The following is a 22,801-nucleotide window of genomic DNA, read 5'->3' as shown; positions in this document are numbered from 1 at the left end:
ATGGCCCGACCGCAGGGCGCACAGCGACCGGAGGGCCTCGTCGCGCGCCTCCGATCCTTGCGAGCGCTCGACCTCGAGGTGGCGCTGCGGGCCGCACTCGCCGCCGTCGTGCCGCTCACGGTGCTCGTCGTGCTGGGCCGAGTCGACCTCGCGGCCTACGCGGCGTTCGGCGGCATGACGGCGATCTTCGGTCGAAGCGAGCCGTATCGCACGAGACTGCGCACGGTCACCGCCGCCGGTGCGGTGCAGTTCGGCTCGATCGGCGCCGGCATCCTGCTCTCCGTCGTGCATGCCCCGCTGATCGTGGAGGCCGGCGTGCTGGCGCTCGTGATCGCGGTCGTGATCCTCGTCTACAACACGCTCGGCGTCACGCCGTCGGGCCCGCTGTTCGCGGTCTTCGCGGTGCTCGTCTGCGCAGCCCAGCCCGTCGACGACGGCAGCGGATGGCTGCGCTGGGGTGTCGCGGCGGCCGCGACCGCGTTCGCGTGGCTGCTCGCGATGTCGGGATGGCTGCTGCGCCGCGCGGTGCGCACGCGCGAGCAGGCGATCTTCAAGACGCTGCCGCGGCAGGCGCCGGTGCGAGCGCGTGCGTACGCCGACGCCAGGGTCTGGCTGAACATCGCGCAGAACGTGCTCGCGGCGCTCGCTGCCGGGGGAGTCGCGATCGCGTTCGGCATCGGCCATCCGTACTGGGCGGTGGTCAGCGCGGTCGCCGTGATTCCGCCGGCCCGAGCCGCTCACACCGTGCAACGCGCCTGGCACCGCGTCGTCGGCACGGCCGTGGGCGTGGGCGTCACTGCACTCGTGCTGTGGCCCGAGCCGCCGATCTGGGCGCTCATCGCGGTGATCGCGGTGTGCCAGTTCGCCGCCGAGATCCTCGTCGGCCGCCACTACGGCGCTGCGCTCGTCTTCGTCACGCCGCTCGCCCTCACGGTCGCGCACCTCGCTGCGCCGACGCCGATTCCCGTGCTGCTCGGCGATCGACTCATCGAGACCGTCGTCGGCGCGGCGCTCGGCGTCGCCGCGGTGCTGCTCGCCCGTCGGTTCGTCGAGTACGTGCCGATGCCGCCGCCGACGATGGCCACCCCGAGCATTCCACCAGAGGAGCGACCATGACCTGGCCCACACGCGAACGCCGCACCGTGTACGAGAACCAGTGGATCACCGTCACCGAAGACGACGTCGTGCGGCCAGATGGCACCGAGGGCGTCTACGGCGTCGTCGAGCTCCGCAACGACGCCGTCTTCGTCGTCGCGATGACCGACGACGACGAGGTGCTGCTCGTCACGATCGATCGGCACACCGTCGGCACCTCGATCGAGGTGCCCGCCGGCGGCACCGACGGCGAGGACCCGCTCGTCGCCGCACGGCGGGAGCTGCTCGAGGAGACGGGGCACGAGGCGGCCGAGTGGCGCGAGATCGGCCGCATGACCGCCCTCAACGGCATCTGTCGCGCCGCGGAGACGGTGTACCTCGCGACGGGCCTGCGCCACGTGGCATCCGTCGCCGGTTCGCAGGCCGAAGAGGGCATCAGTGCGGTGCGGGCGGTGCCCTTCGGCGAGGTCGTCCGCATGGTGGCCGCGGGGGAGATCACCGACGGCGAGACGATCGCCGCGGTGTTCTACGCGGCCGCAGCGCTCGGTCGCATCGGCTGACGCCGCCCCGCGATCGGCGCCCGTCGATCGGTACGGACCGATCAGACGGCGACGCCGAGGAGTGCGCCGACCACCCACGTCGCGGCAAGTGCGAGCGCGCCGCCGATCGTGACGCGCAGCACGGCGCGCGGCTTCGGGCTGCCACCGATCCACGCGCTCAACCAGCCGGTGATCGCCAGCGCCACGATCACGGCGGCGAATGTCGTCGGGATCCGCCATTCGGCCGGCGGCAGGAGGATCGCGAGCATCGGCAGCATCGCGCCGACCACGAACGACAGAGCGGATGCCCCGGCCGCATGCCAGGGGTTCGCGACGTCGTCCTGATCGATGTGCAGCTCCACCTCGAGGTGGGCGGCGAGCGCGTCGTGGGCCGTGAGCTCTCGGGCGACGGTCTCGGCGGTCGCAGCTGAGAGGCCCTTCGCTCGATAGAGCCCCGCCAGCTCGGCGAGCTCCTGCTGGGGCATGGTCTCGAGTTCCCATCGTTCCTTCGCGATGAGCGCGCGCTCGGTGTCCCGCTGGCTCGACACCGACACGTACTCGCCGAGGCCCATCGAGATCGCACCGGCGATCACGGAGGCCACGCCCGCGACGAGGATCGCGCCGAGGTCGTTCGCAGCGGCCGCCGCGACACCGACGACGAGAGCGGCGACCGAGACGATGCCGTCGTTCGCCCCGAGCACGCCCGCCCGGAGCCAGTTGAGTTTCGCGTGCACCGAACCGTCGTGCGGATCGGTCCGGTGGAGCGGTTCGTCCGTGTGCGTCATCGCGCCACTCTCGCATTCGGTCGGAACGGCCGCCAGCCTGCCGAGCCTCACCTCACTCGAGCGTTCTCCGAGGTCGTGATCGGCTCCCGGCATCGGCCCCCGCCCTCGGTTCGGTCGCGCGGAACGGGAGGAGTAGCATGGAACTTGGCCCAACTTATCTTGACGTCGAGATTCTTCGGCGGGTCGGGCCGACACCCACCAGCCCCTGTGCGCTCTCGCGCGTGCGGATCGATTGGAAGTAGAGCGTGGATCTTTACGAGTACCAGGCCAGAGACCTGTTCGAGCAGTACGGGGTCCCCGTGCTCCCGGGCATCGTCGCCGACACCGCCGATGAGGTGCGCGCGGCCGCCGAGAAGCTCGGCGGCGTCGTGGTCGTCAAGGCCCAGGTGAAGACGGGCGGCCGCGGCAAGGCCGGCGGCGTCAAGGTCGCGAAGAACCCCGACGAGGCGTACGAGGCCGCGAAGGCGATCCTCGGCCTCGACATCAAGGGCCACGTCGTCAAGCGCGTCATGGTCGCCGGCGGCGCACGCATCGCGCAGGAGTTCTACTTCTCGGTGCTGCTCGACCGGGCCAACCGCTCCTACCTCTCGCTCACGAGCGTCGAGGGCGGCATGGAGATCGAGCAGCTCGCCGTCGAGAAGCCCGAGGCGCTCGCGCGCATCGAGGTCGACCCGATCGCCGGCATCGACGCCGCGAAGGCCCGCGAGATCGCGGTCGCCGCGAACTTCCCGGCCGAGCTCGTCGACAAGGTCGCCGACGTGTTCGTGAAGCTCTACGAGGTCTACAAGGGCGAAGACGCGACGCTCGTCGAGGTCAACCCGCTGATCCTCGACGAAGACGGCAACGTCATCGCCCTCGACGGCAAGGTCACGCTCGACGAGAACGCCGAGTTCCGTCACGCGAACCACGCCCTCCTCGAGGACAAGGACGCCGCAGACCCCCTCGAGGCCGCTGCCAAGGAACTCGACCTCAACTACGTCAAGCTCGACGGCGAGGTCGGCATCATCGGCAACGGCGCGGGCCTCGTCATGTCGACGCTCGACGTCGTCGCCTACGCCGGCGAGAACCACGGCGGCGTCAAGCCCGCCAACTTCCTCGACATCGGCGGCGGAGCCTCGGCCGAGGTCATGGCCAACGGCCTCGGCATCATCCTCGGCGACCCGCAGGTCAAGAGCGTGTTCGTGAACGTCTTCGGCGGCATCACGGCGTGCGACCAGGTCGCCAAGGGCATCGTGGGCGCGCTCGCCGAGCTCGGCTCGGCCGCGAACAAGCCCCTCGTCGTGCGCCTCGACGGCAACAACGTCGTCGAGGGCCGTCGCATCCTCGAGGAGGCCGCGCACCCGCTCGTCACCCTCGCCGAGAACATGGACCAGGGCGCCGACAAGGCCGCCGAGCTGGCGAACGCGTAAGGGGCGCACAAGAAATGACGATCTTCCTCAACAAGGACTCCAAGGTCATCGTCCAGGGCATCACCGGTGGCGAGGGCTCGAAGCACACGGCGCGCATGCTCGCAGCCGGCACCCAGGTGGTCGGCGGCGTCAACGCGCGCAAGGCCGGCACCACGGTGCTGCACAACGACGCAGCAGGCAACCCGGTCGAGCTGCCGGTGTTCGCCTCGGTCGCCGAGGCGATGGCCGAGACGGGGGCGGATGTCTCCATCGCCTTCGTTCCGCCGGCCTTCACGAAGGACGCCGTGGTCGAGGCCATCGACGCGTCGATCCCGCTCCTCGTGATCATCACCGAGGGCGTGCCCGTGCAGGACTCCGCGGAGTTCTGGGCCTACGCGAAGGAGAAGGGCGACGCGACGCGCATCATCGGCCCGAACTGCCCCGGCATCATCAGCCCCGGTGAGGCGCTCGTCGGCATCACCCCGGCGAACATCACGGGCAAGGGCCCGATCGGCCTCGTCTCGAAGTCGGGCACGCTCACGTACCAGATGATGTACGAGCTGCGCGACCTCGGCTTCTCGACCGCCATCGGCATCGGCGGCGACCCGATCATCGGCACGACGCACATCGACGCGCTCGCGGCGTTCGAGGCCGACCCCGAGACCAAGGCGATCGTGATGATCGGCGAGATCGGCGGCGACGCGGAAGAGCGCGCGGCCGACTTCATCAAGGCGAACGTCACGAAGCCGGTCGTCGGGTACGTCGCCGGCTTCACCGCTCCCGAAGGCAAGACCATGGGCCACGCCGGCGCCATCGTCTCGGGCTCGGCGGGCACCGCGCAGGCGAAGAAGGAGGCCCTCGAGGCCGCCGGTGTCAAGGTCGGCAAGACGCCGTCCGAGACCGCGCAGCTGCTGCGCGAGGTCTACGCCGCGCTGTAGCGCGAATCTCGTCGAACGGCCCCGCAGGCTTCGCCTGCGGGGCCGTTCCGCGTCTGCGGGACTCGTGCCAGAGTGGAGGGATGAGCGAGCAGCAGTCGTCGGCGAAGGGCCTGAGCCAGGCTCACCGGATCGTGCGGGCCACCTTCGTGACCGAGGAGTCGGTCTACGGCGTGCTGCTCGTGTCGGGCATGATCGTCGCCTCGGGCGGGCACGGCGAGACCTCGTGGCGCGTGTTCTGGAGCGTCGCGGTCACCGTCGTAGTCTTCTGGGCCGCACACGTGTACGCCGGCACCGTCGCCCACCACGGACTCGACCACGACCGGGTCGTCGGGCTGAAGGAGTCGTTCGGGATCGCGTTGCTGCGCTCGCGCGGGCTCCTGCTCTCGGCGACCATCCCACTCGTCATCCTGCTCCTCGGCGCGACCCGGGCGATCCCTGACAACGTCGCCATCTGGGTGGCCCTCTGGGCGGGCGTCGTGGTGCTCGCGGTGCTGGGGTTCATCGCGTTCCACCGACGGGGCGCGCCGTGGCCCATCCAGGTGCTCGGATCGATCACCACCGCCGGGTTCGGCATCGCCCTGATCGTGGCGAAGGCCGTCATCCACTGAGCTGCACGACACGACGCGTCCACCGGCATGGGACCGATGTGCGCGGGCGCGACGCGCGCTAGGGTCGTGGCAGGGGTGCCTCATGGCCAAGAACGGTGACGACCAGCTCGAGGCGCGGATCGCCGCGCTCGAGTCCGAGAACGCAGCGCTTCGCGCGGGCCTCGAGCAGGGCGTGGCGGATGCCGCGGCATCCGCTGCGCCGAGGGCCAGGCGCCGCTGGGGCCGGAGCCTCACGGCCGTCGTGCTCATCGTCGTCGGGCTCCTGCTCGCGCCGGTCGCCGTGATCACCGCGTGGGCCCGCCTCGAGCTCGCCGACACCAACCGCTTCGTGGCGACCTTCGCGCCCATCATCGAGCAGCCGGCCGTCCAGGCCTACCTCGGAGACGAGGTGACGGCGGCGATCGAGGAACAGGTCGACATCCCGGCGCTGACCTCCGACGTGTTCGACGGCATCCGCTCGCTCGGGCTGCCTCCGAAGGCCGACGCGGCCCTCGGGCTGCTCGAGGGGCCGGCGACGCAGGGGATCCAATCGCTCGTCTCCGACGTCGTCGACCGGTTGATCACCTCTCCCGCCTTCGCCGACATCTGGGCGAACACCCTGCGCATCACGCACACGCAGTTCGTCGCCGCGATGGAGGGCGACCCCGATGCCGCGCTCGCGGTCGGCAGCGACGGCACGATCTCGGTGCAGCTCGGACCCATCGTCGAATCGGTGAAGCAGCGGCTCATCGACCAGGGCGTCGGATTCGCGCAGGCGATCCCGGCAGTCGACCGGAGCGTCGTCATCGCGCAGGACGACGCCTTCGCACTCATCCAGACCGTCTACGCGCTCGCCGTCGGCGTGGGCACGTGGCTGCCGTGGATCATGCTGGCGTTCCTCGTCATCGGCGTCGTCGTCGCCCGGAATCGCATCAGGGCGCTCGTCTGGACGGCGGGCGGCTTCGCCCTCTCGATGGCGCTCCTCGCGAGCGGTGTCGGCATCGGGCGCTGGTACTTCGTCGGAGCGGTGAGTCCCGAGGTCATGCCGGCGAACGCGGCGGAGGCGATCTACTCTGGGCTGATCGAGATCATGATGTCGACCGTCGTCGCCCTCCTCGTGCTCGGCGTGCTCGTGGCCGTCGTGGCCTGGTTCTCGGGCCCATGGCGCCCGGCGCGGGCGCTCCGCGGATTCGCCGAGTCGGGGTTCTCGACCGTGCGCAGAGCCGCGGCATCGCACGGTGTCACGACGGGCCGGTTCGGCATCTGGCTCGATCGCTGGCGGGTCATCGCCTACATCGTGATCGCGGTCGTCGCCTCGCTCGTCGTGCTGTTCTCGCGCCCCGTCTCGGCGGGCTTCGTCATCGGGACCGTGCTGCTCGCGCTGTTGGCGCTGCTCATCGTCGAACTCCTCCGGCGACCGGAATCCGAGGTGGAGGGCGCCGGCGACGAGTCGACGGCCGAGGTCGACGAGGTCGTCGAGGTCGAGGAGGCGGTGCTCGTCACGGTCGGTGCTGATGGCGAGGCCGTCGAGACGGTGGTCGACGAGGTCGACATCGAGTCGCCGAGTCGACCCGACACCGCACGTCCTGCCGACTGAGCGGCGCGCGGCGGGATAAGCTCCCGGTGGAATGAGACGCACGACGATCGCCCTGCTCGCCGGCCTCGAGGCATCCGTCGCCGCCCTCATCGGCCTCGGCATCGCGCTCGTGCCGCTCATGCTGCTGTGGGCCGTGCACTTCGGGCTCGCGGTCGACGTGACGCTGTTCCTTCGCGCCGCAGCCGACGTGTGGCTGCTCGGTCACGGCGTCGACCTGGTGCTGCAACTCGACCCCGTGACCGCGGAGCAGACGGGCCTGCCGGGAGCAGGCGACCCGTTCCCGATCACGATCGCGCTGCTCGGCTTCGCCCTCATCTCGGTGGCCTTCGCCCGTCGTATCGGGCGACGGTCGGCCGCCGAGGGGCATTCGTTCACGGGCGGCATCGCCGCCGTGTCGGTCTATGCGGTCGTCGGATTCGTGCTGGCATCCCTGGCGGGCATCGACGGCGCGCGGTCCTCGCTCTGGCAGGCGGCGCTGCTTCCGGCGTTCGTGATGGCCGTCGGCGTCGTGATCGGGGCGGTCGTCGAATCGCTTCGCGACGATCCGATGACGGATGCCGCGGGCGGCTTCGTGCGCCGCCGGGTCGCCGAGCTGCCCCCGGTGCTGGTCGACACCGCACGCATCGTGGTGCGCATCGGCGCCGGTGCGGCGTTCGGGCTCCTCGCCGTCGCCGGCGTGCTCGTCGCGGCGCTCATCGCGGTCGACTACGCGACGATCGCGGGGCTCTACCAGTCGCTCGGGAGCGGAATCGACGGGGGCATCGCCCTGACCGTCGCCGAGCTCTCGCTCATCCCGAACCTCGTCATCTGGGGCGCGGCGTGGCTCCTCGGCCCCGGGTTCGCGATCGGCTCCGGCTCCTCCGTGGCTCCGACCGGCACACTGCTCGGACCGGTGCCCGGCATCCCGCTGCTCGGAGCGTTGCCGAACGAGACGCATCCGTTCGGCGCCATCTGGCTCGTGGTGCCGGTGCTGCTCGGCTTCCTCGGCGCCTGGCTCGTCGGGACGGCGTGGAGCACGCGGGGCGGTCGTGATGACGTGCGCACCGCCTGGTGGTTCCCCGCCCTGATCGGCGTCGGGTCCGGCGCGGTCGCCGGACTCGTGCTCGGGCTGCTCTCGTGGTGGTCGGGCGGTGCCGTCGGTCCGGGCAGGCTCGCCGAGGTCGGGCCCGACCCGTGGGCCGTGGCGGGAGTGGCCGTGCTCACGGTGGGGATCGGTGCGATCGTCGGCGCCTATTCGGTGCGGACGCGCGAGCGCAGCGTCGACGAGGGCGGCGATCTCCTCGACCGCGCGGCGTTCGAGACCCGGGCGCACTGACGCTCGAGGGATGCCGGCGTCCGTGCGCCGGTGCTATTCTTCGCGTGTCCGCATGATCGAGGAGGATCAGTGTCGGCATCGAACGATCTCGTCCGCCCTCGAAGCGAAGGCAAGGGGCTCGCAGCGGGCACGCTGGGCCTGTGGGGCTCGACCGTCATCGGGCTCGCCTCCACCGCGCCGGTCTACTCGCTCGCAGCGACGCTCGGCTTCGTCGTGCTCACCGTCGGCGAGCAGGCTCCGATCGCATTCGTCATCGCCTTCATCCCGATGCTGCTCATCGCCTTCGCCTATCGCGAGCTGAACAACGAGGTGCCCGACTGCGGCACGACGTTCACATGGGCCACCAAGGCGTTCGGTCCCTGGGTGGGGTGGATGGGCGGCTGGGGCGTGGCGGTCGCAGGCACCGTCGTGCTGGCGAACCTCGCACAGATCGGCGGCATCTACTTCTGGCTGCTCGTGGCGCCCGACCTCGCCGAGAACGTGTTCGTCGTGACCCTCACGGGTGTGGTCTTCATCGCGCTGATGAGCTGGATCAGCTGGCGCGGCCTCGAGATCGGCGAGCGCATGCAGAACGTGCTGCTCGGAGTGCAGTACCTCGCGCTCGTGCTCTTCGTGGTCTTCGCCGTCTGGCACGTCGTCGACGGCACCGCCCCGGGGTCCACGACACCCGAGCTCAGCTGGTTCGACCCGTTCGCGTTCGGCTCGTTCGACGCCTTCGTGGAGTCGGTGCTGCTCGCGCTGTTCATCTACTGGGGCTGGGACACCTGCCTCGCCCTGAACGAGGAGACACGCGACCCGAAGCGCATCCCCGGCCGCGCAGCGGTGCTCACGACGCTCATCCTGCTCGTCACCTACGTCGGCGTCACCGTCGCGGCGATGTCGTACGCCGGCCTCGGCGATGCCGGAACGGGGCTCGGCAACGAGGGCAACGCAGATGACGTCTTCTTCGCGCTGAAGGATGCGCTGTTCGGTCCATGGGCGTGGCTGCTCGTCGTCGCCGTGATGATCTCGGCGATCTCGTCGACGCAGACGACGATTCTCCCCACGGCTCGCGGGACCCTCGCGATGGCGGTCTACAAGGCGCTGCCGAAGCGGTTCGCCACGGTGCATCCGCGCTACAAGACCCCGTCGTTCTCGACGCTGCTCATGGGCTTCGTGGCCATCGTGTTCTACGTCGGCATGACGCTGATCAGCGACAACATCCTGCAGGACACCGTGCTCTCGCTCGGCCTCGCGATCGCGTTCTACTACGCGATCACCGGGTTCGCGTGCGTCTGGTACTTCCGCTCCACCCTCTTCACGTCGTGGCGCAACTTCTGGAACCGATTGGTGTTCCCGGTCGTCGGGGCGGTGCTGCTCACCGGCGCCTTCATCTACTCGGCGATCGACATGCTCGATCCCGACTACGGGTACACCGTGCTGCTGGGGGTCGGCGGCGTCTTCGTCGTGGGTGTGGGTTCGCTCGCGCTCGGCGCGGTGCTGATGGTCGTGTGGTCGTTCTTCGCCGATTCGAAGCCGTTCTTCCGAGGCGAGTCGCTCAACCGCGAGACCGAGGTGCTGGTGCCCGATGACGAGCTGCCGATCCTTCGCTCGATCGACGGCGGAATCTGAGCGTCGAGGGCGTCTGAGCAGTCGACGGCCCGCGCTGTGCGCATCTGCGCAGCCGGTAGGCTCGAGGGGTGCTGAAGCTCGTCGTCCTCATCTCGGGCACCGGATCGAACCTTCGTGCCCTGCTCGACGCCTCCGCCGACGCGGAGTTCCCGGCCCGCGTCGTGGCGATCGGCGCCGACCGCGACGCCGAGGGGCTCGCGCTCGGCGAGGAGTACGGCGTGCCGACCTTCTCCGTACCCTTCACGGCGTATCCCGACCGTGACGCCTGGGGCGACGCGCTCATCGCCGAGGTGGCGCGATGGGAGCCCGACGTGGTCGTGCTCTCGGGCCTCATGCGGCTCGTGCCGCCGGCCGTCGTCGACGCGTTCTCGCCGCACCTCATCAACACCCACCCGGCCTATCTGCCCGAGTTCCCCGGCGCGCACGGGGTGCGCGACGCGCTCGCCGCGGGTGTCACGCAGACCGGCGCGAGCCTCATCGTCGTCGACAACTCCGTCGACGGCGGCCCCATCATCGCGCAGGAGCGCATCCCGGTGCTGCCGGGCGACACCGAGTCGAGCCTCCACGACCGCATCAAGCCCGTCGAACGACGCCTGCTCATCCAGGCCGTGCTCGACATCGCCAATCAGCACCTCGACCTGAAGGAACTCGCACGATCATGAGCGGCCACGCCATCGACCCCAGCCTGTACCGCGAACGCGACCTCGTGCCGGTTCGCCGAGCGCTCATCGCCGTGAGTGACAAGCGGGGCCTGGTCGAGCTCGCCACGTCGCTCGTGGGCGCCGGCGTCGAGATCGTCTCGACGGGCGGCACGGGCAAGGCCATCGCCGAAGCGGGCCTGCCCGTCACGCAGGTCGCCGATGTCACCGGCTACCCCGAGCACCTCGACGGCCGCGTGCGCACCCTCCACCCCGCTGTGCACTCGGGCCTGCTCGCCGATCTGCGGCTCGAGCACCACGAGGCCGAGCTCGCGGGCCTCGGCATCGAGCCCTACGAACTCGTCGTCGTGAACCTCTACCCGTTCGCCGAGACCGTCGCAGCGGGCGCCGCCCCCGACGCCGTCATCGAGCAGATCGACATCGGAGGGCCCGCCATGGTGCGCGCCTCCGCCAAGAACCACGCGAACGTCGCCGTGGTCGTCTCGCCCGACCGCTACGACGAGATCGGCGCCGCGGTCGCCGCAGGCGGCACGACCCTCGCCCAGCGCACCGAGCTCGCTCGCGAGGCGTTCCGCCACACGGCGTCGTACGACGTCGCCGTCGCCTCCTGGCTCGGCAGCGTCGTCGCCCCCGACCAGCCCGCCGAGGAGTCGCCGTTCCCGGCCTGGGTCGGCGGCACCTGGACGAAGGACGCCGACCTCCGCTACGGCGAGAACTCGCACCAGAAGGGTGCGCTCTACGCCTCGAACGGCGGGCGGCCCGGCATCGCGCAGGCCGTGCAGCTGCACGGCAAGGAGATGTCGTACAACAACTACGTCGACGCCGATTCGGCGGTGCGCGCGGCCTTCGACTTCGACGAGCCGGCCGTGGCGATCATCAAGCACGCGAACCCGTGCGGCATCGCCGTGGCATCGGCCGGGGCATCCGACCCCATCGCCGACGCCCACCGCAGGGCGCACGAGTGCGACCCCGTGTCGGCATACGGCGGCGTCATCGCCGCGAACCGCACCGTGACCCTCGAGATGGCCGAGACGGTCTCCGGCATCTTCACCGAGGTGCTCATCGCGCCGGCCTTCGAGGGCGAGGCGCTCGAACTGCTCTCCCAGAAGAAGAACATCCGACTGCTGACGCTCCCCGAGGGCTTCACGCCGACGGCGGTCGAACTGCGTCAGGTCTCGGGCGGCATGCTGCTGCAGCAGGCCGACCGGCACTTCGCTCCCGCATCGGAGTGGACCCTCGCCGCGGGCGAGCCCGCCGATGAGGCGACCCTCGCCGACCTCGAGTTCGCCTGGACGGCGTGCCGTGCGGTGAAGTCCAACGCGATCCTGCTCGCCTCGGGCGGTGCCTCGGTCGGCGTCGGCATGGGCCAGGTCAACCGGGTCGACTCGTGCAAGCTCGCAGTCGAGCGTGCAGGGGAGCGGGCTGCGGGCTCCGTCGCGGCATCCGACGCGTTCTTCCCCTTCGCCGACGGGCTGCAGATCCTCCTCGACGGCGGCGTGCGCGCGGTCGTGCAGCCGGGTGGCTCGGTGCGCGACGACGAGGTGATCGCGGCGGCACGCGAGGCCGGCGTCACGATGTACTTCACGGGCGAGCGCCACTTCTTCCACTGAGTCGGCCCGCTTCGATCCGCCGCGCGGTCGAACGGCTGCCGCGGCATCCGTTCGACCGCGACGGCGGTACCCTTGAATCGAACCCGTGCTCATGAGGCGCCGGGTCAGGTTCCGCCCACGAAGCGGATGATTCAAGGAGAACGATCGATGACGATCACCCACGCACCGGCGACCCCCTCGACCGGCGCAAGCGCAGCACTGCCGACGGAGGCACCCGACCACGAACGGGTGCTCATCACCCGCGGCGCCCGTTCCGGGCTCACGATCATCGTGGCCGTGCACTCGACCCGTCTCGGGCAGGCGCTCGGCGGTGCCCGGCTCTGGCACTACGGCCGATGGACCGACGGTCTCGCCGACGCGCTCCGCCTCTCGCAGGCGATGACGATGAAGAACGCGGCCGCGGGCCTCGCGCGCGGCGGCGGCAAGTCGGTCATCGCGATCCCGGCCGGCACGACGATCGACGCCGCGACGACCCACGACGCCATGCTCGACCTCGGCGACGCGATCGAGTCGCTCGGCGGCGCCTACATGACCGCCGAAGACGTCGGCACGAGCGCCGAGCTCATGGCCGTCGTGCACGAGCGCACCGAGCACGTCTGCGGCCTCCCGCCCGAGCAGGGCGGCGTCGGCGAGCCGGCGGATGCCACGGCAGCGGGCGTGCACGCCTCCATCCTCGCGACGCTCGCCGAGGTCTTCGGCTCGAACGACCCCGCCGGCCGGCACTTCGTGATCTCGGGCCTCGGGCAGGTCGGCGGCCGCTTGGCACGCAGCCTCGCCGCGGCCGGCGCCCGCCTCACCGTGACGGATGTCGCGGAGGGCAAGCGGGCGCTCGCCGACGAGCTCGGCGCGGCCTGGGTCGACCCGGCTGAGGCCCACCTCGTCGAGGCCGACGTCTTCGTGCCGTGCGGACTCGGTGGCGTGCTCACGCCCGAGGTGGTGCGCGACCTCCGCGTCGCCGCGGTCGTCGGCGCCGCGAACAACCAGCTCGCCTCGCGCGACGTCGCCGCCCTGCTGCAGGAGCGCGGCATCGTGTGGGCTCCCGACTTCGTGGTGAACGCGGGCGGGGTCATCTACCTCGACGTCGCGAGCGTGCCCGGTGCCGACCAGGCTGCGCTCGACGCCCGCATCGAGGGCATCGGCGACACCGTGGCATCCGTGCTGCGCAGTGCCCGTGCCGACGGCACGACCACGCTCGAAGCGGCGGAGCGGCTCGCACGCACGCGGCTCGACGCCGGGCGCTGAGTCGTGCGGAGGCGGCATCCCGGGCTCCCGGGGTGCCGCTTCTGCGACCGTGCCGGCATGCCGGCCGGGCCCGCTCCGAGCATCGGAGCGCGCGAGCGGAGTGCGCGTGCGCCAGTAGGCTCGTGCCATGACGTCCCCCGCCATGCCGCCGACCGCCCCTGCCCGGTTCACGCCGGCGATCACCCCGGGGCGGCGGGTGGCGGCGGTACTCGCGTCGTCGGCCGCCGTCGCGCTCGCCGCGATGTTCGTCTCGCTGCTCGCGTTCTTCATCGGCAGCGGACAGTCGCCCCAGGTGCTCGGTCAGGTGTTCGGCCACTTCGCGCTCGCCGCCTTCGTCGCATGGGTGCTGCTCTCGGTCGCGAACGCGGTCGGGGCGACGCGAGCATGGTTCCTGACGCTCATCACGGGCTTCACGTCGGGCTGCCTCGCAGCGCTCATCGCGATGACGGTGACGGCCAGTGCCGCGGGCAACCCGTTCTCGGGGGCGATCTTCCTGTTCGTGGTCGGCTCGCTCGTGAGCCTGAACCTGATCTTCATCCTCTCGGTCATCGTCGGCGAGATGCTGCTCGCTCCGATCGTGTTCCGCGGCATCCTCGCCTATGCGCCCGAGGCGGTCGACCGGCGCATCGCGCTCGTGCGCATCCCCGCGTCGAACCTCGACGAGGCCGTCCTCACGCACCGCGACCGGCAGCCCATCGACCAGGCTCTCGCCGACCAGCAGTGGGACAACTACTGCGCAGCCCTCGTGGCGGAGGGCTGGGAGACCATCGAGGTCGACGCGGCGCCCGAGCTCGCCGACTCGGTCTTCGTCGAGGACATGGTCGTGATGTTCGGCGACCTCGCCGTGCTCGCGAGCCCGGGCGCCGAGTCCCGCCGCGCAGAGGTCGAGGCGGTCGAGCGCGCGGTGCGCAACGTGCCCGGACTCACGGTCACTCGCATCGAGCTGCCGGGCACCCTCGACGGCGGCGACGTGCTGAAGGTCGGCTCGACGGTCTACGTCGGTGCGTCGGATCGCACGAACGCCGAGGGAATCAGGCAGCTGCGCACGCTGCTCACGCCGCACCGCTACACCGTCGTCGCCGTGCCGATCACGAAGGCGCTGCACCTGAAGAGCGCCGTCACGGCACTGCCCGACGGCACGATCATCGGCGACCCGGCGCTGCTCGACGTCACGACCCTCTTCCCGCGCTTCCTGCCGGTGTTCGAGCCCGAAGGCGTCGCCGTGGTGGAGCTGTCGCGCGAGTCGTTGCTCATGTCGTCGTCGGCGCCGCAGACCGCCGCGATGATCGCGAGCCTCGGCTACCGGGTCGTGACGGTCGACATCGGCGAGTTCGAGAAGCTCGAGGGCTGCGTCACCTGCCTGTCGGTACGGGTGCGCTGAGCGAGACCGCTCGGCCGTCGTGCAGTTCGAGCACGCGGTCGGCACGGCCGACGAGGGCCGGGTCGTGGGTCGTGACGACGGCGGCGACGCCGCGTGAGTGCACGAGTTCGCCGATGAGGTCCATGACGGTCGCGGCGGTACCGCTGTCGAGCTGACCCGTCGGCTCGTCGGCGAGCAGCAGTTGGGGGCGCGCCGCGAGGGCGCGCGCGATGCCGACGCGCTGCTGCTGGCCGCCCGAGAGCTCATACGGGCGCTGGGCCGAATGCCCGGCGAGCCCGACGAGTTCGAGCGACTCGGACACGCGGGCATCGCGATCGGCAGGGTCCATGCGCTGGAGGCGCAGCGGCACTTCGACGTTCTCGGCCGCCGAGAGCACGGGGATGAGTCCGAACGACTGGAAGATGTACCCGAGGCGGTCGCGCCGCACGGCCGCGAGCTCGTCGTCGCCGAGGGCCGAGAGCTCGTCGTCGCCGAGCAGCACGCGCCCGCTCGTCGGCTTGTCGAGGCCGCCGAGCAGGTTCAGCAGGGTGGTCTTGCCCGCGCCCGACGGGCCGGTCACGACGAGCAGTTCACCGGGCCGCACCTCGAGCGAGACGTCGGCCACCGCGTGCACCGCCCCGGCCTTCGATTCGAAGACGCGGCTGATCGATTCGGCGCGCAGCGTGCTCATCGCCCCTCCTCGGGTGCGTCGGTGACGGATGCCTCGGCCGCGCGCTCCTCGGCGCGTCGGGCGCGCCGGGTCGCGGGGGCGGCGGCCTCTGGGCCGGCGGGAGCCTCGGGATCGGCGGTGGATTCGGGCGCAGCGGGCGTCGCCGGCCGATCGGACGGCGACGGCGCGACATCCGCTCGCCCTTCGTCACCCGGCCACACGCCGACGTGATCGGCCTCGAGCGCGAGTCGCACGCGGTCGCGCAGCTCGAGGCTCTGCATGAAGTCGTGCGGCAGCTGCAGGCGCCCGACCCGGTCGAGCACCGCGAACTCCTCGGCGATGTGCTGCTCCTCGCCGTGCTCGTCGACGCGGGTCGACCGCAGCACCTCGGTGGAGGTGCGGCCGTCGCGGATCTGCACCGTGCGGCGCACATGGCCCGACACCGTCGGGTCGTGCGTGACGATGAGGGTGGTGACGCCGAGCTCCTCGTTGACGCCGCGCATCGCCTCGAGCACCGCGGCCGACGTGGATTCGTCGAGTTCGCCGGTCGGCTCGTCGGCGAGCAGCACCTCGGGGGAGTTCGCGAGGGCCACGGCGATCGCGACGCGCTGCTGCTGTCCGCCCGAGAGCTCACCGGGGCGCCGGTCGTGCAGCTCGCCGACGTCGAGCAGCTCGAGGAGCTCTGCGACGCGGCTCGCCCGTGCCGCGCCGCGGAGGGTGCCGGCGACGTTCATCGCGAGCGCGACGTTCTCGGCCGCGGTGAGGTAGGGCAGGAGGTTGCGCGACGTCTGCTGCCAGACGAACCCGACCGTGTGCCGCTGGTAGGCGACGCGCTCGCGTGCGCCCATCGACAGCAGGTCGTGGCCGGCGACCCGCGCGACACCGGCGGTGGCGGTGTCGAGCCCGGAGAGGATCGTCAGGAGCGTGGACTTGCCCGATCCCGAGGCGCCGACGACGGCGACCATCTCTCCCGGGTCGACGCGCAGGTTCAGTCCCTGGAGGGCCTGCACCTCGACCCCGTCGGCGCTGAAGATGCGCACGAGGTCGGTGCAGAGGACGTGGGGCTCCGCCGCGGCACCGGGGGAGGCATGGTGCTGCGGTGTCGATGCCGGGGCCTGCTGATCGGTGCGGGTCACGGGGTCATCCTTCCTCTTCCTTGCGCATCGCGCGAGCGGCGTTGACGCTGCCGTCGATGCGGGATGCCACGGCGGCCGCGGCGATCGTTACGAGCACGCTGCCCGCGAGCACCGCGGTGATGAGCCAGGGGTCGAGCGTCACGGCCGGCTGGGCGTCGCCGTCGGTGAACGCCCGCAGGTCGATGCCCGCGAGCACGACGAAGGGCAGCGCGGCGCCGAGCAGCGCACCGGCGGCGAGCGCGATGAGGGCGACCGGGCCGATCTCCCACACGACGAGCGCCCGCTCGCCGCGGCGGCCGAGGCCGAGTGTCGAGAGCAGCGGCAGCAGGCGGTCGCGGGCCGGACGGCCGACGACGAGGGTGAGCACGATCGCGAGCGCAGTGAGCAGGCTCGCCAGCACGATCGCGACGATGAGCGAGATCACGAGGCCCTGCGTCGTCGGCCGCTCGCGCAGCTCGGAGAGCACGTCGTCGGCGGTGACGACCGCGGCATCGTCGCCCGCGATCTCGGCGAGGGCGGTGGTGATCTCATCGGCCCCGGCGGCCGATGTCCCCTCGTCGAAGCGCACGAGCACGGTTCGCGGAACGAGGGTCGCGGTGAACGGCTTCGCGTTGTCGACGTCCATGAGCACCCAATTCGAGCGAGGCGAGAACGCGGTGCGACCGTCGACGGCGCCGAGTGCGTCGAAGTCCTCGCCGTCGAGCTCGGCGGAGTCCGCGTCCGAGACGAAGTCCGACACCGTCTTCGAGAGCAGCACCGGCACGTCGTCGGCGTCGCTCGCGTCGAGGCCGGCGGGGAGCGGCGTCGACGAGTCACGACCCTGCTGCACCTGCCGCATCTCCTCCGCGTCGATCACGATGAGCGTCGAGGTGCGCGAGCGCCCGTCGGCGGTGATCTTGGTCGGCTTCGCCGAGTACACGGGCGCGATCGCCGCGACGCCCGGCACAGCCTCGAACTCGTCGAGCTGTTCGAGGGTGAACGGTGTGCCGCCGACTGACGCGTCGGCGCCGACCTGCGCGTCGGCGGCTCGTTCGACGCCCGACTGCACCGTGCCGAGCAGCACCGAGGAGAACACGGCGACCGAGACGCCGACGACGACGGCGAGCACGGGCACGAGTCCTGCCGACGGGTCGCGGAGCGCTCGGGCCGACCCGAGGAACGGCACGAGACCGGCTCGGCGCGCGGTGTTGCGCACGAGCGCGGCGAGGGGGAGCGGGTACACCCGCAGCACGACGAGGCACGCGAGCAGCGAGAGGAGGAGCGGCACGGCGGCGAGCAGCGGATCGACCCCGGTCGACGCGGTGGAGGTGGCGAGGCCGCGGCGGTAGAGCAGCACGACGGCGGTGACGGCGAGCACCGCGACGAGCACCTCGGCCATCCAACGGAAGCGCCCGGTGTTCGGCTTGCCGAGATCGGCCCTGGCCCTGCGGAGCGGGCTGAGGCCCGGCTCCGCCGCGACGAGCAGCACCGCCGGGGTGAGTGCGAACAGCGCCGCGATCGCCCACCCTCCCGCGCCGCCGTCGGCGGGGACGAGCAGCGTGCCGAGCAGGCCCCCGACGATCGCGGCGGGCACGCCGATGGCGAGCCCTTCGAGTGCGAGGATGCCGCGGAGCTGCCCTGGCGAGGCCCCACGGGCGGCAGCGAGCTCGAGTCCCGTGCGACGCCGCTCGAAGACGACGCGGGCCCCGAGCACGAGCACCGCGACCATCACGCCGATCGGGCCCGAGGCGATCGTGGCGAGCACGGCGTCGCTCGCGCTCGCCGCGACCGCTGCCTCGTTCAGCGCGTCGGTGAGGCCGCTCGTGAACGCCACCTCGCCGACGGTCGCGAACCAGTACTCCCACGAACCGCCGCCGAGCACGAACACCTGACTCGTGAACTCGCCGAGCTGCGTGACGAGCTCGGCCGAGTCGGCGGCGCGGATGCGATCGGGCAGCGTCGGGAACCAGGCGTCCATCGTCGTCGGCAGGTTCGACTCCTGCAGCGCCGACCACGAGACGGGGTCGGCGAACCCGAGGCCCGTGACCTCGATGTACCCGCCGGGGGTGTACGCGACCGACGGTTCGAGCGCCACTTGCGGCACATGCGACCAGAAGCCGTCGTCGGGGTCGATCGCCGAGAAGGTGCCGACGAGTCGCACGTCCTGCGGTTCCGTGCCGATCGGGATCGAACGGTCGTCGCCGAGCGCCCACTCCATCTCCTCGGCGACGGCGTCGGCGAGGACGATCTCGAGGGGCGTGCCTCCCGGCACCGGTCCGGTCAGGGTCGCGGGCCAGTCGCCGCCGGTGAGCGCGATGTGCTCGCGGATCCTGGGGTCGAACGTCGTGAAGAGCTGGTACGAGGTGGAATCCGCCGAGGCGCCGGGCACGCCGGCCTTGGCCGGGCCGGCGACGAGCGCGGTGAGCGGGTCGCCCGTGACGCGGGCCAGCAGTTCGGGCATGCCGGCACGGATGTCGAGCAGGCGCTGCTCCTGCGCGCCCCAGACGGCGTCGATCTCGGGGTCGAGGGTCGTGTCGCCGCTCGAGGCGCCGAGCTCGGGCAGGTTGCGGCTCGAGGTGACGACGTCGATCTCGCGCGCCGCGAACTGGTCGAGCGAGTCCTCGAGCGCCGCCGTGTGCATCGCGGCGACCGCGCGAGGCACGCCGGCGGCGAGCAGCGCGCCGGCGAGCACGAGCAGCGCGAGCATGATCGACGCGAGCGGCCCGGCGAAGAACTGGCGTCGCAGGAGGCCCGGGGTGCTGAGCCGCGAACGGTGGCCGGCGGTCATCCTTCCTCCTGCCTGAGCCCCGGGCGCGCGGCGATGCGCCGAACGGATGCCGCGGCGCCCGCTGCGATCGCCGCGGCGAGCCCGAGGAACGCGGCGATGCCGAGGAGCCATGGCGCCAGGGCGACGCCGAACTCGACGGGCACGACGGCCGGGACGCCGGCGACGGCGGCTCTCGCGAGTTCGCGCGAGGTGAGCAGCGCCGTCGCGACGCCGACGACCGCACCGATCACGACCGCCGAGCCGAGCGCCACGGCGAGTTCCGCGAGGCGTGCTCGCGATTGCGTGCGCGCCGGCACGCCCAGCGCGCGCAGCACGACGATCTCGCCCATGCGACTGCCGCGGAGCGCCGCGACGAGGGCGACGATCGCGATGAGGGCGAAGAGGAGCGCGCCGGCGGCGCCGATCCAGAGGACGACGATCGCCGGGGCGATGAACGGAGCCGACGACGACGCCGACCTCGCGTCGGCGATGACGGTCGATCCGTGTTCGCGGTCGAGATCGGCGGCGAGTCGGTCGGGCTCGTCGGTCGCGATCCATCGCTCCCCGAACGCCGGCACACCCGCGCCGGCGTCGAACGCGTACCGCTCGAATGCCCCGAGGTCGGCGAGCACGCCGTCGTCGCCGGCCGTCGGCACCACGGGGAGCACCCCGGCCACGACGGCGTCGACCTCGGCGCTGCCGGTGAGCACGCGGAACGCGAACACGTCGCCGACCCGGGCCGAGATGCGCTCGGCGAGGTCGGCGCCGAGCACGACGGGCAGCGGATCGCCGCCCTCGGTGAGCGTCGCACGGGAGGCGGGCGCCTTCGAGGTGAGCAGGTGCTCGCGCTCGACCTCGAATCCGGGGCCGGCGACGCTCGAACCGTCGAGGGAGATCGCGCCGAACGAGACGAGGACGTCGGCGCCCGCCGCGCCGGACAGCGAGGCGTCGAGGCCGATGAAGCGCAGCCCCTCGGCGTCGGGCACGTCGAGGCGCACGGTGCCGCCGCCGGCCGCGACGTCGACGGGCACCGCTGCCACCGGCGTCGCGGCACCGCTCGCGGTGAGGAACCACGCGGCGACGTCGACGGCGCCGTTCGTGCCCGCGGGGGCATCGAGTTCGACGGCGACGTCGAGCGTCGTGGTGCCAGCGGGAAGCGCGGTGCCGGCCGCGCCGGCCGATTCCTCGAGGGCCGAGAAGCCGCTCGCCACGCCCGTGCCGGGCGCGATGCCCGTGTCACCGACGGGCAGCGCCACCACGATCGCGCGGTCGGAACCGATCCGCACCTCGCCGCGGAAGACCGGTCCCTCCGCCGTGACGCCCTCGACGCCGTCGAGGCCGCTCTCGAGCGCCAGCGGATCAGGGCCCTGCACGACCTCGCGGCCCGAGTACGACACGCGCACCTCGCCGCCGGTCGCGAGTGCGGAGGCGGTGCGATCGATGCCCTGCCATGACCCCGCGAACGCTGCGGACAGCGTGAGTCCGGAGACCGCGAGCATCGTGACGAGCGACGCGGCGGAGTACAGCGACGCGCGTCGTGCGAGCTGGCGCATCGGCAGCGACGGCACCAATCCGGGGCGGGCCGCCGCGAACCGTTCGAGCAGGGCGTCGATCGGACGCGTCAGCCAGAGCGCCGCGAGGGCGAGGGCGACGAGCACGAGCATCGGTGCGAGCACGGCGATCGGATCGACCTCCACGCCGCCCGACGCGCTCGCCACGAGCGGCGAGCCGTAGAGCCGGAACTGCCAGAATGCGACGGCGGCGAGCACGACGAGGAGCACGCCGCCGCCGGTCGCGAGGCCGCGCGCCACCCGTCCGACCTCATCGCCCGCGCCTCGGACGACGGGCCGCCGTGCGTCGAGCCAGGCGCGGCCCGCGACGACGAACAGTGCGCTGCCGAGCACGACGGAGGCCACGACGGCTCCTGCGCCCCAGTCGCGGGCCTCGCCCGGCCGAGCAGCCGAGAGCACCGCCTCAGCCGCCGCAGCCCCGATGATCGCGGCCGGCACTCCGAGCACGAGCACCTCGAGCGCGGTATCGCGGGCGAGGCGCCCGGCGGAGGCGCCGCGAGCGCGGAGCAGCAGCGTCTCACCGCGTCGGGCCGCACCGAGCAGCGTCGCGAGTCGCGTCAGGGCCGCGAATCCGGTGAAGGCGAGCAGCAGGATCGGCAGGGGGGCGATGGCCCGCACCGCGCCGAGGCTCGCGAGGAGTCGCGAGAGCGTCGCCTCGAGGCCGCCGAGCGCGCTCAGGCCATCGGTGCCGATCGCCGGCTCCGCGCGAAGGGCCGGCTCGACGTCGGGCAGTTCGGCACGGAGCAGCCGTGCCGAATCGGGGGTCACCGCGGCGGAGTCGACGACAACCGTCCAGCGCACGACGACCGCGGCCGGAAGGTCGAGGGCGGACGCCTCGGCGACGAGGAACGGGCCCGCGCCGTCGGCAGTCGCTCCGGTGGCCACGACGCCCTCTCCGAACCACGCCGGGTCGCTCGGCTCGAGCGGCAGCCACGTGCCGACGACGAGGAGTCGACGTGCCGACTCGCCGGCGAGTTCGACGAGGTCGCCCGGTGCGAGACCGAGCGCTTCGGCGGCTGCCGCGTGGAGGGTCGCGGGCACGGCGGCCTCGGCGGTCGCCGCGGCGACCGCCGCCGGATCCTCCGGCCAGGCTCCCTCGACGAGTTCGGAGCGCTCCTGCGCCCCGGGGTCGGCGAGTAGCACGGCGCCGAACGTCGCATCACCGCTCGTCGCATCGACCGGCGCGGTCTCGACGCTGCGGCTCCAGGACGCGTCGAGCGGCGTGAGCATGCGATCGAGCACGGATGCCGCGGCATCCGCCTGGGCCTCGGGATCGTGCGCCACGCGGATCTGCCAGCGCGCGGCGCCCGCCGTGCCCTGCGCCGAGGCGAGGCCGCTGCGGAGTCCGCTCGCCGAGGACCCGGCGAGGGAGTCGATGACGGCGGTGGACAGGCCGGAGAGCAGGAGGACGACCGCGGCGATCGCGGCGAGCACACCGGCACGGGCGTTCGCGCGGGCGAACGCAGTCCGTGCCGCTCCCACGCGCGCTCCTCGTCGGTCGGGTCGTGTGCGCGGCGGTAGAGGGCCGGATCGGACGGGTCGGGTCGGGTCGCACCGTCGTCAACCGCACAGCGACGAATCCGCATAGCCTATCCCCGTGGTGGGTCTTGCGCGCCACCCGTCCGAGCCCATATTCTGTAGGGCTGGCCGAGGAACGAGTTCCGACCGGCCTCGAGGGTTCGAGACGATGACGCAGGAGGACACCATGCAGACAGACACCGACGCCCGCACGATTGCGGACTCCGGCTCTGCCCGCCCGGCGTACCTCTTCGGGCTCGCCGGGTAGACCGCCCGTAGTTCGCTACCGAACACATCGCGCAGGCTCCGCCTGCTCCGCGGTTTCACGCGTTCTCGCGATCCGCGGCTTCCTCCACTCCTTCCCTTTCGCCGACCGGCCCTTCCATGGGCGCTCGGCGCTCCCAATCCCGATTGGAAACCGGCTGTGTCCGTCA

General features: G+C 72.0%; 16 protein-coding genes and 1 pseudogene. 12 read left to right on the top strand and 5 right to left on the bottom strand.

What is annotated here, in order from left to right; all coding sequences use genetic code 11:
* Positions 1-1,116 (top strand): FUSC family protein, encoded by a 1,116-nt coding sequence (locus ACFCVM_RS06000; protein ID WP_375835084.1) that lies wholly within the window; start codon positions 1-3, stop codon positions 1,114-1,116.
* A complete protein-coding gene (locus ACFCVM_RS05995; protein ID WP_375835082.1) occupies positions 1,113-1,655 on the top strand; it encodes an NUDIX domain-containing protein in 543 nt (180 codons plus the stop codon). The genes ACFCVM_RS06000 and ACFCVM_RS05995 overlap by 4 nt, the downstream gene beginning before the upstream one ends.
* 41 nt (positions 1,656-1,696) lie before the next feature.
* On the opposite strand, the gene ACFCVM_RS05990 is transcribed toward ACFCVM_RS05995, so the two are convergent.
* Positions 1,697-2,419 (bottom strand): VIT family protein, encoded by a 723-nt coding sequence (locus tag ACFCVM_RS05990; protein WP_375835079.1) that lies wholly within the window; start codon positions 2,417-2,419, stop codon positions 1,697-1,699.
* A gap of 245 nt (positions 2,420-2,664) precedes the next feature.
* On the opposite strand from ACFCVM_RS05990, the gene sucC reads away from it, so the two are divergent.
* The 10 genes from sucC to ddaH all read left to right on the top strand — a co-directional run bounded on the left by sucC (position 2,665) and on the right by ddaH (position 14,747).
* A complete protein-coding gene (gene sucC, locus ACFCVM_RS05985; RefSeq protein ID WP_375835076.1) occupies positions 2,665-3,828 on the top strand; it encodes an ADP-forming succinate--CoA ligase subunit beta in 1,164 nt (387 codons plus the stop codon).
* A gap of 14 nt (positions 3,829-3,842) precedes the next feature.
* Positions 3,843-4,745, top strand: a complete 903-nt coding sequence (gene sucD, locus ACFCVM_RS05980; protein WP_375835074.1) for a succinate--CoA ligase subunit alpha — start codon at positions 3,843-3,845, stop codon at positions 4,743-4,745.
* A gap of 80 nt (positions 4,746-4,825) precedes the next feature.
* On the top strand, positions 4,826-5,353 hold the full coding sequence (locus tag ACFCVM_RS05975; protein ID WP_375835072.1) for a hypothetical protein: 528 nt from the start codon (positions 4,826-4,828) through the stop codon (positions 5,351-5,353).
* Positions 5,354-5,435: 82 nt separating this feature from the next.
* Entirely contained in the window at positions 5,436-6,929 is a 1,494-nt protein-coding gene (locus ACFCVM_RS05970) for a hypothetical protein (RefSeq protein WP_375835069.1), read from the top strand.
* Positions 6,930-6,960: 31 nt separating this feature from the next.
* Positions 6,961-8,244 (top strand): DUF6350 family protein, encoded by a 1,284-nt coding sequence (locus ACFCVM_RS05965; RefSeq protein ID WP_375835067.1) that lies wholly within the window; start codon positions 6,961-6,963, stop codon positions 8,242-8,244.
* A gap of 69 nt (positions 8,245-8,313) precedes the next feature.
* A complete protein-coding gene (locus ACFCVM_RS05960; RefSeq protein WP_375835064.1) occupies positions 8,314-9,855 on the top strand; it encodes an APC family permease in 1,542 nt (513 codons plus the stop codon).
* A gap of 68 nt (positions 9,856-9,923) precedes the next feature.
* A complete protein-coding gene (gene purN, locus ACFCVM_RS05955; RefSeq protein WP_074260168.1) occupies positions 9,924-10,517 on the top strand; it encodes a phosphoribosylglycinamide formyltransferase in 594 nt (197 codons plus the stop codon).
* The gene (gene purH, locus ACFCVM_RS05950) at positions 10,514-12,124 is read left to right on the top strand and encodes a bifunctional phosphoribosylaminoimidazolecarboxamide formyltransferase/IMP cyclohydrolase (RefSeq protein WP_375835060.1); all 1,611 of its coding nucleotides are present in this window, start codon (positions 10,514-10,516) and stop codon (positions 12,122-12,124) included. Before purN ends, purH begins: the two co-directional genes overlap by 4 nt.
* Before the next feature lie 147 nt (positions 12,125-12,271).
* Positions 12,272-13,366, top strand: coding sequence for a Glu/Leu/Phe/Val dehydrogenase dimerization domain-containing protein (locus tag ACFCVM_RS05945; protein WP_375835057.1), 1,095 nt, complete (start codon positions 12,272-12,274; stop codon positions 13,364-13,366).
* A gap of 127 nt (positions 13,367-13,493) precedes the next feature.
* Entirely contained in the window at positions 13,494-14,747 is a 1,254-nt protein-coding gene (gene ddaH / locus ACFCVM_RS05940) for a dimethylargininase (RefSeq protein WP_375835054.1), read from the top strand.
* 217 nt (positions 14,748-14,964) lie between these two features.
* On the opposite strand, the pseudogene ACFCVM_RS05935 reads toward ddaH, so the two are convergent.
* The 4 genes and pseudogenes from ACFCVM_RS05935 to ACFCVM_RS05920 all read right to left on the bottom strand — a co-directional run.
* Positions 14,965-15,417 (bottom strand): annotated as a pseudogene (locus ACFCVM_RS05935) (ABC transporter ATP-binding protein); the annotation flags it as partial.
* Positions 15,414-16,436, bottom strand: coding sequence for an ABC transporter ATP-binding protein (locus ACFCVM_RS05930; protein WP_375836670.1), 1,023 nt, complete (start codon positions 16,434-16,436; stop codon positions 15,414-15,416). The pseudogene ACFCVM_RS05935 and the gene ACFCVM_RS05930, both read right to left, overlap by 4 nt.
* Positions 16,437-16,536: 100 nt before the next feature.
* The gene (locus tag ACFCVM_RS05925; protein ID WP_375835052.1) at positions 16,537-19,299 is read right to left on the bottom strand and encodes an FtsX-like permease family protein; all 2,763 of its coding nucleotides are present in this window, start codon (positions 19,297-19,299) and stop codon (positions 16,537-16,539) included.
* The gene (locus tag ACFCVM_RS05920; RefSeq protein WP_375835049.1) at positions 19,296-22,331 is read right to left on the bottom strand and encodes a hypothetical protein; all 3,036 of its coding nucleotides are present in this window, start codon (positions 22,329-22,331) and stop codon (positions 19,296-19,298) included. Before ACFCVM_RS05920 ends, ACFCVM_RS05925 begins: the two co-directional genes overlap by 4 nt.
* Positions 22,332-22,801: the final 470 nt, after the last annotated feature.

Origin of the sequence: Agromyces sp. NPDC056389, from assembly GCF_042262385.1 — a bacterium.
Taxonomy (GTDB): domain Bacteria; phylum Actinomycetota; class Actinomycetes; order Actinomycetales; family Microbacteriaceae; genus Agromyces.
Note: the sequence above shows the minus strand (reverse complement) of the source record. Positions and strands in the feature narration are given on the sequence as shown.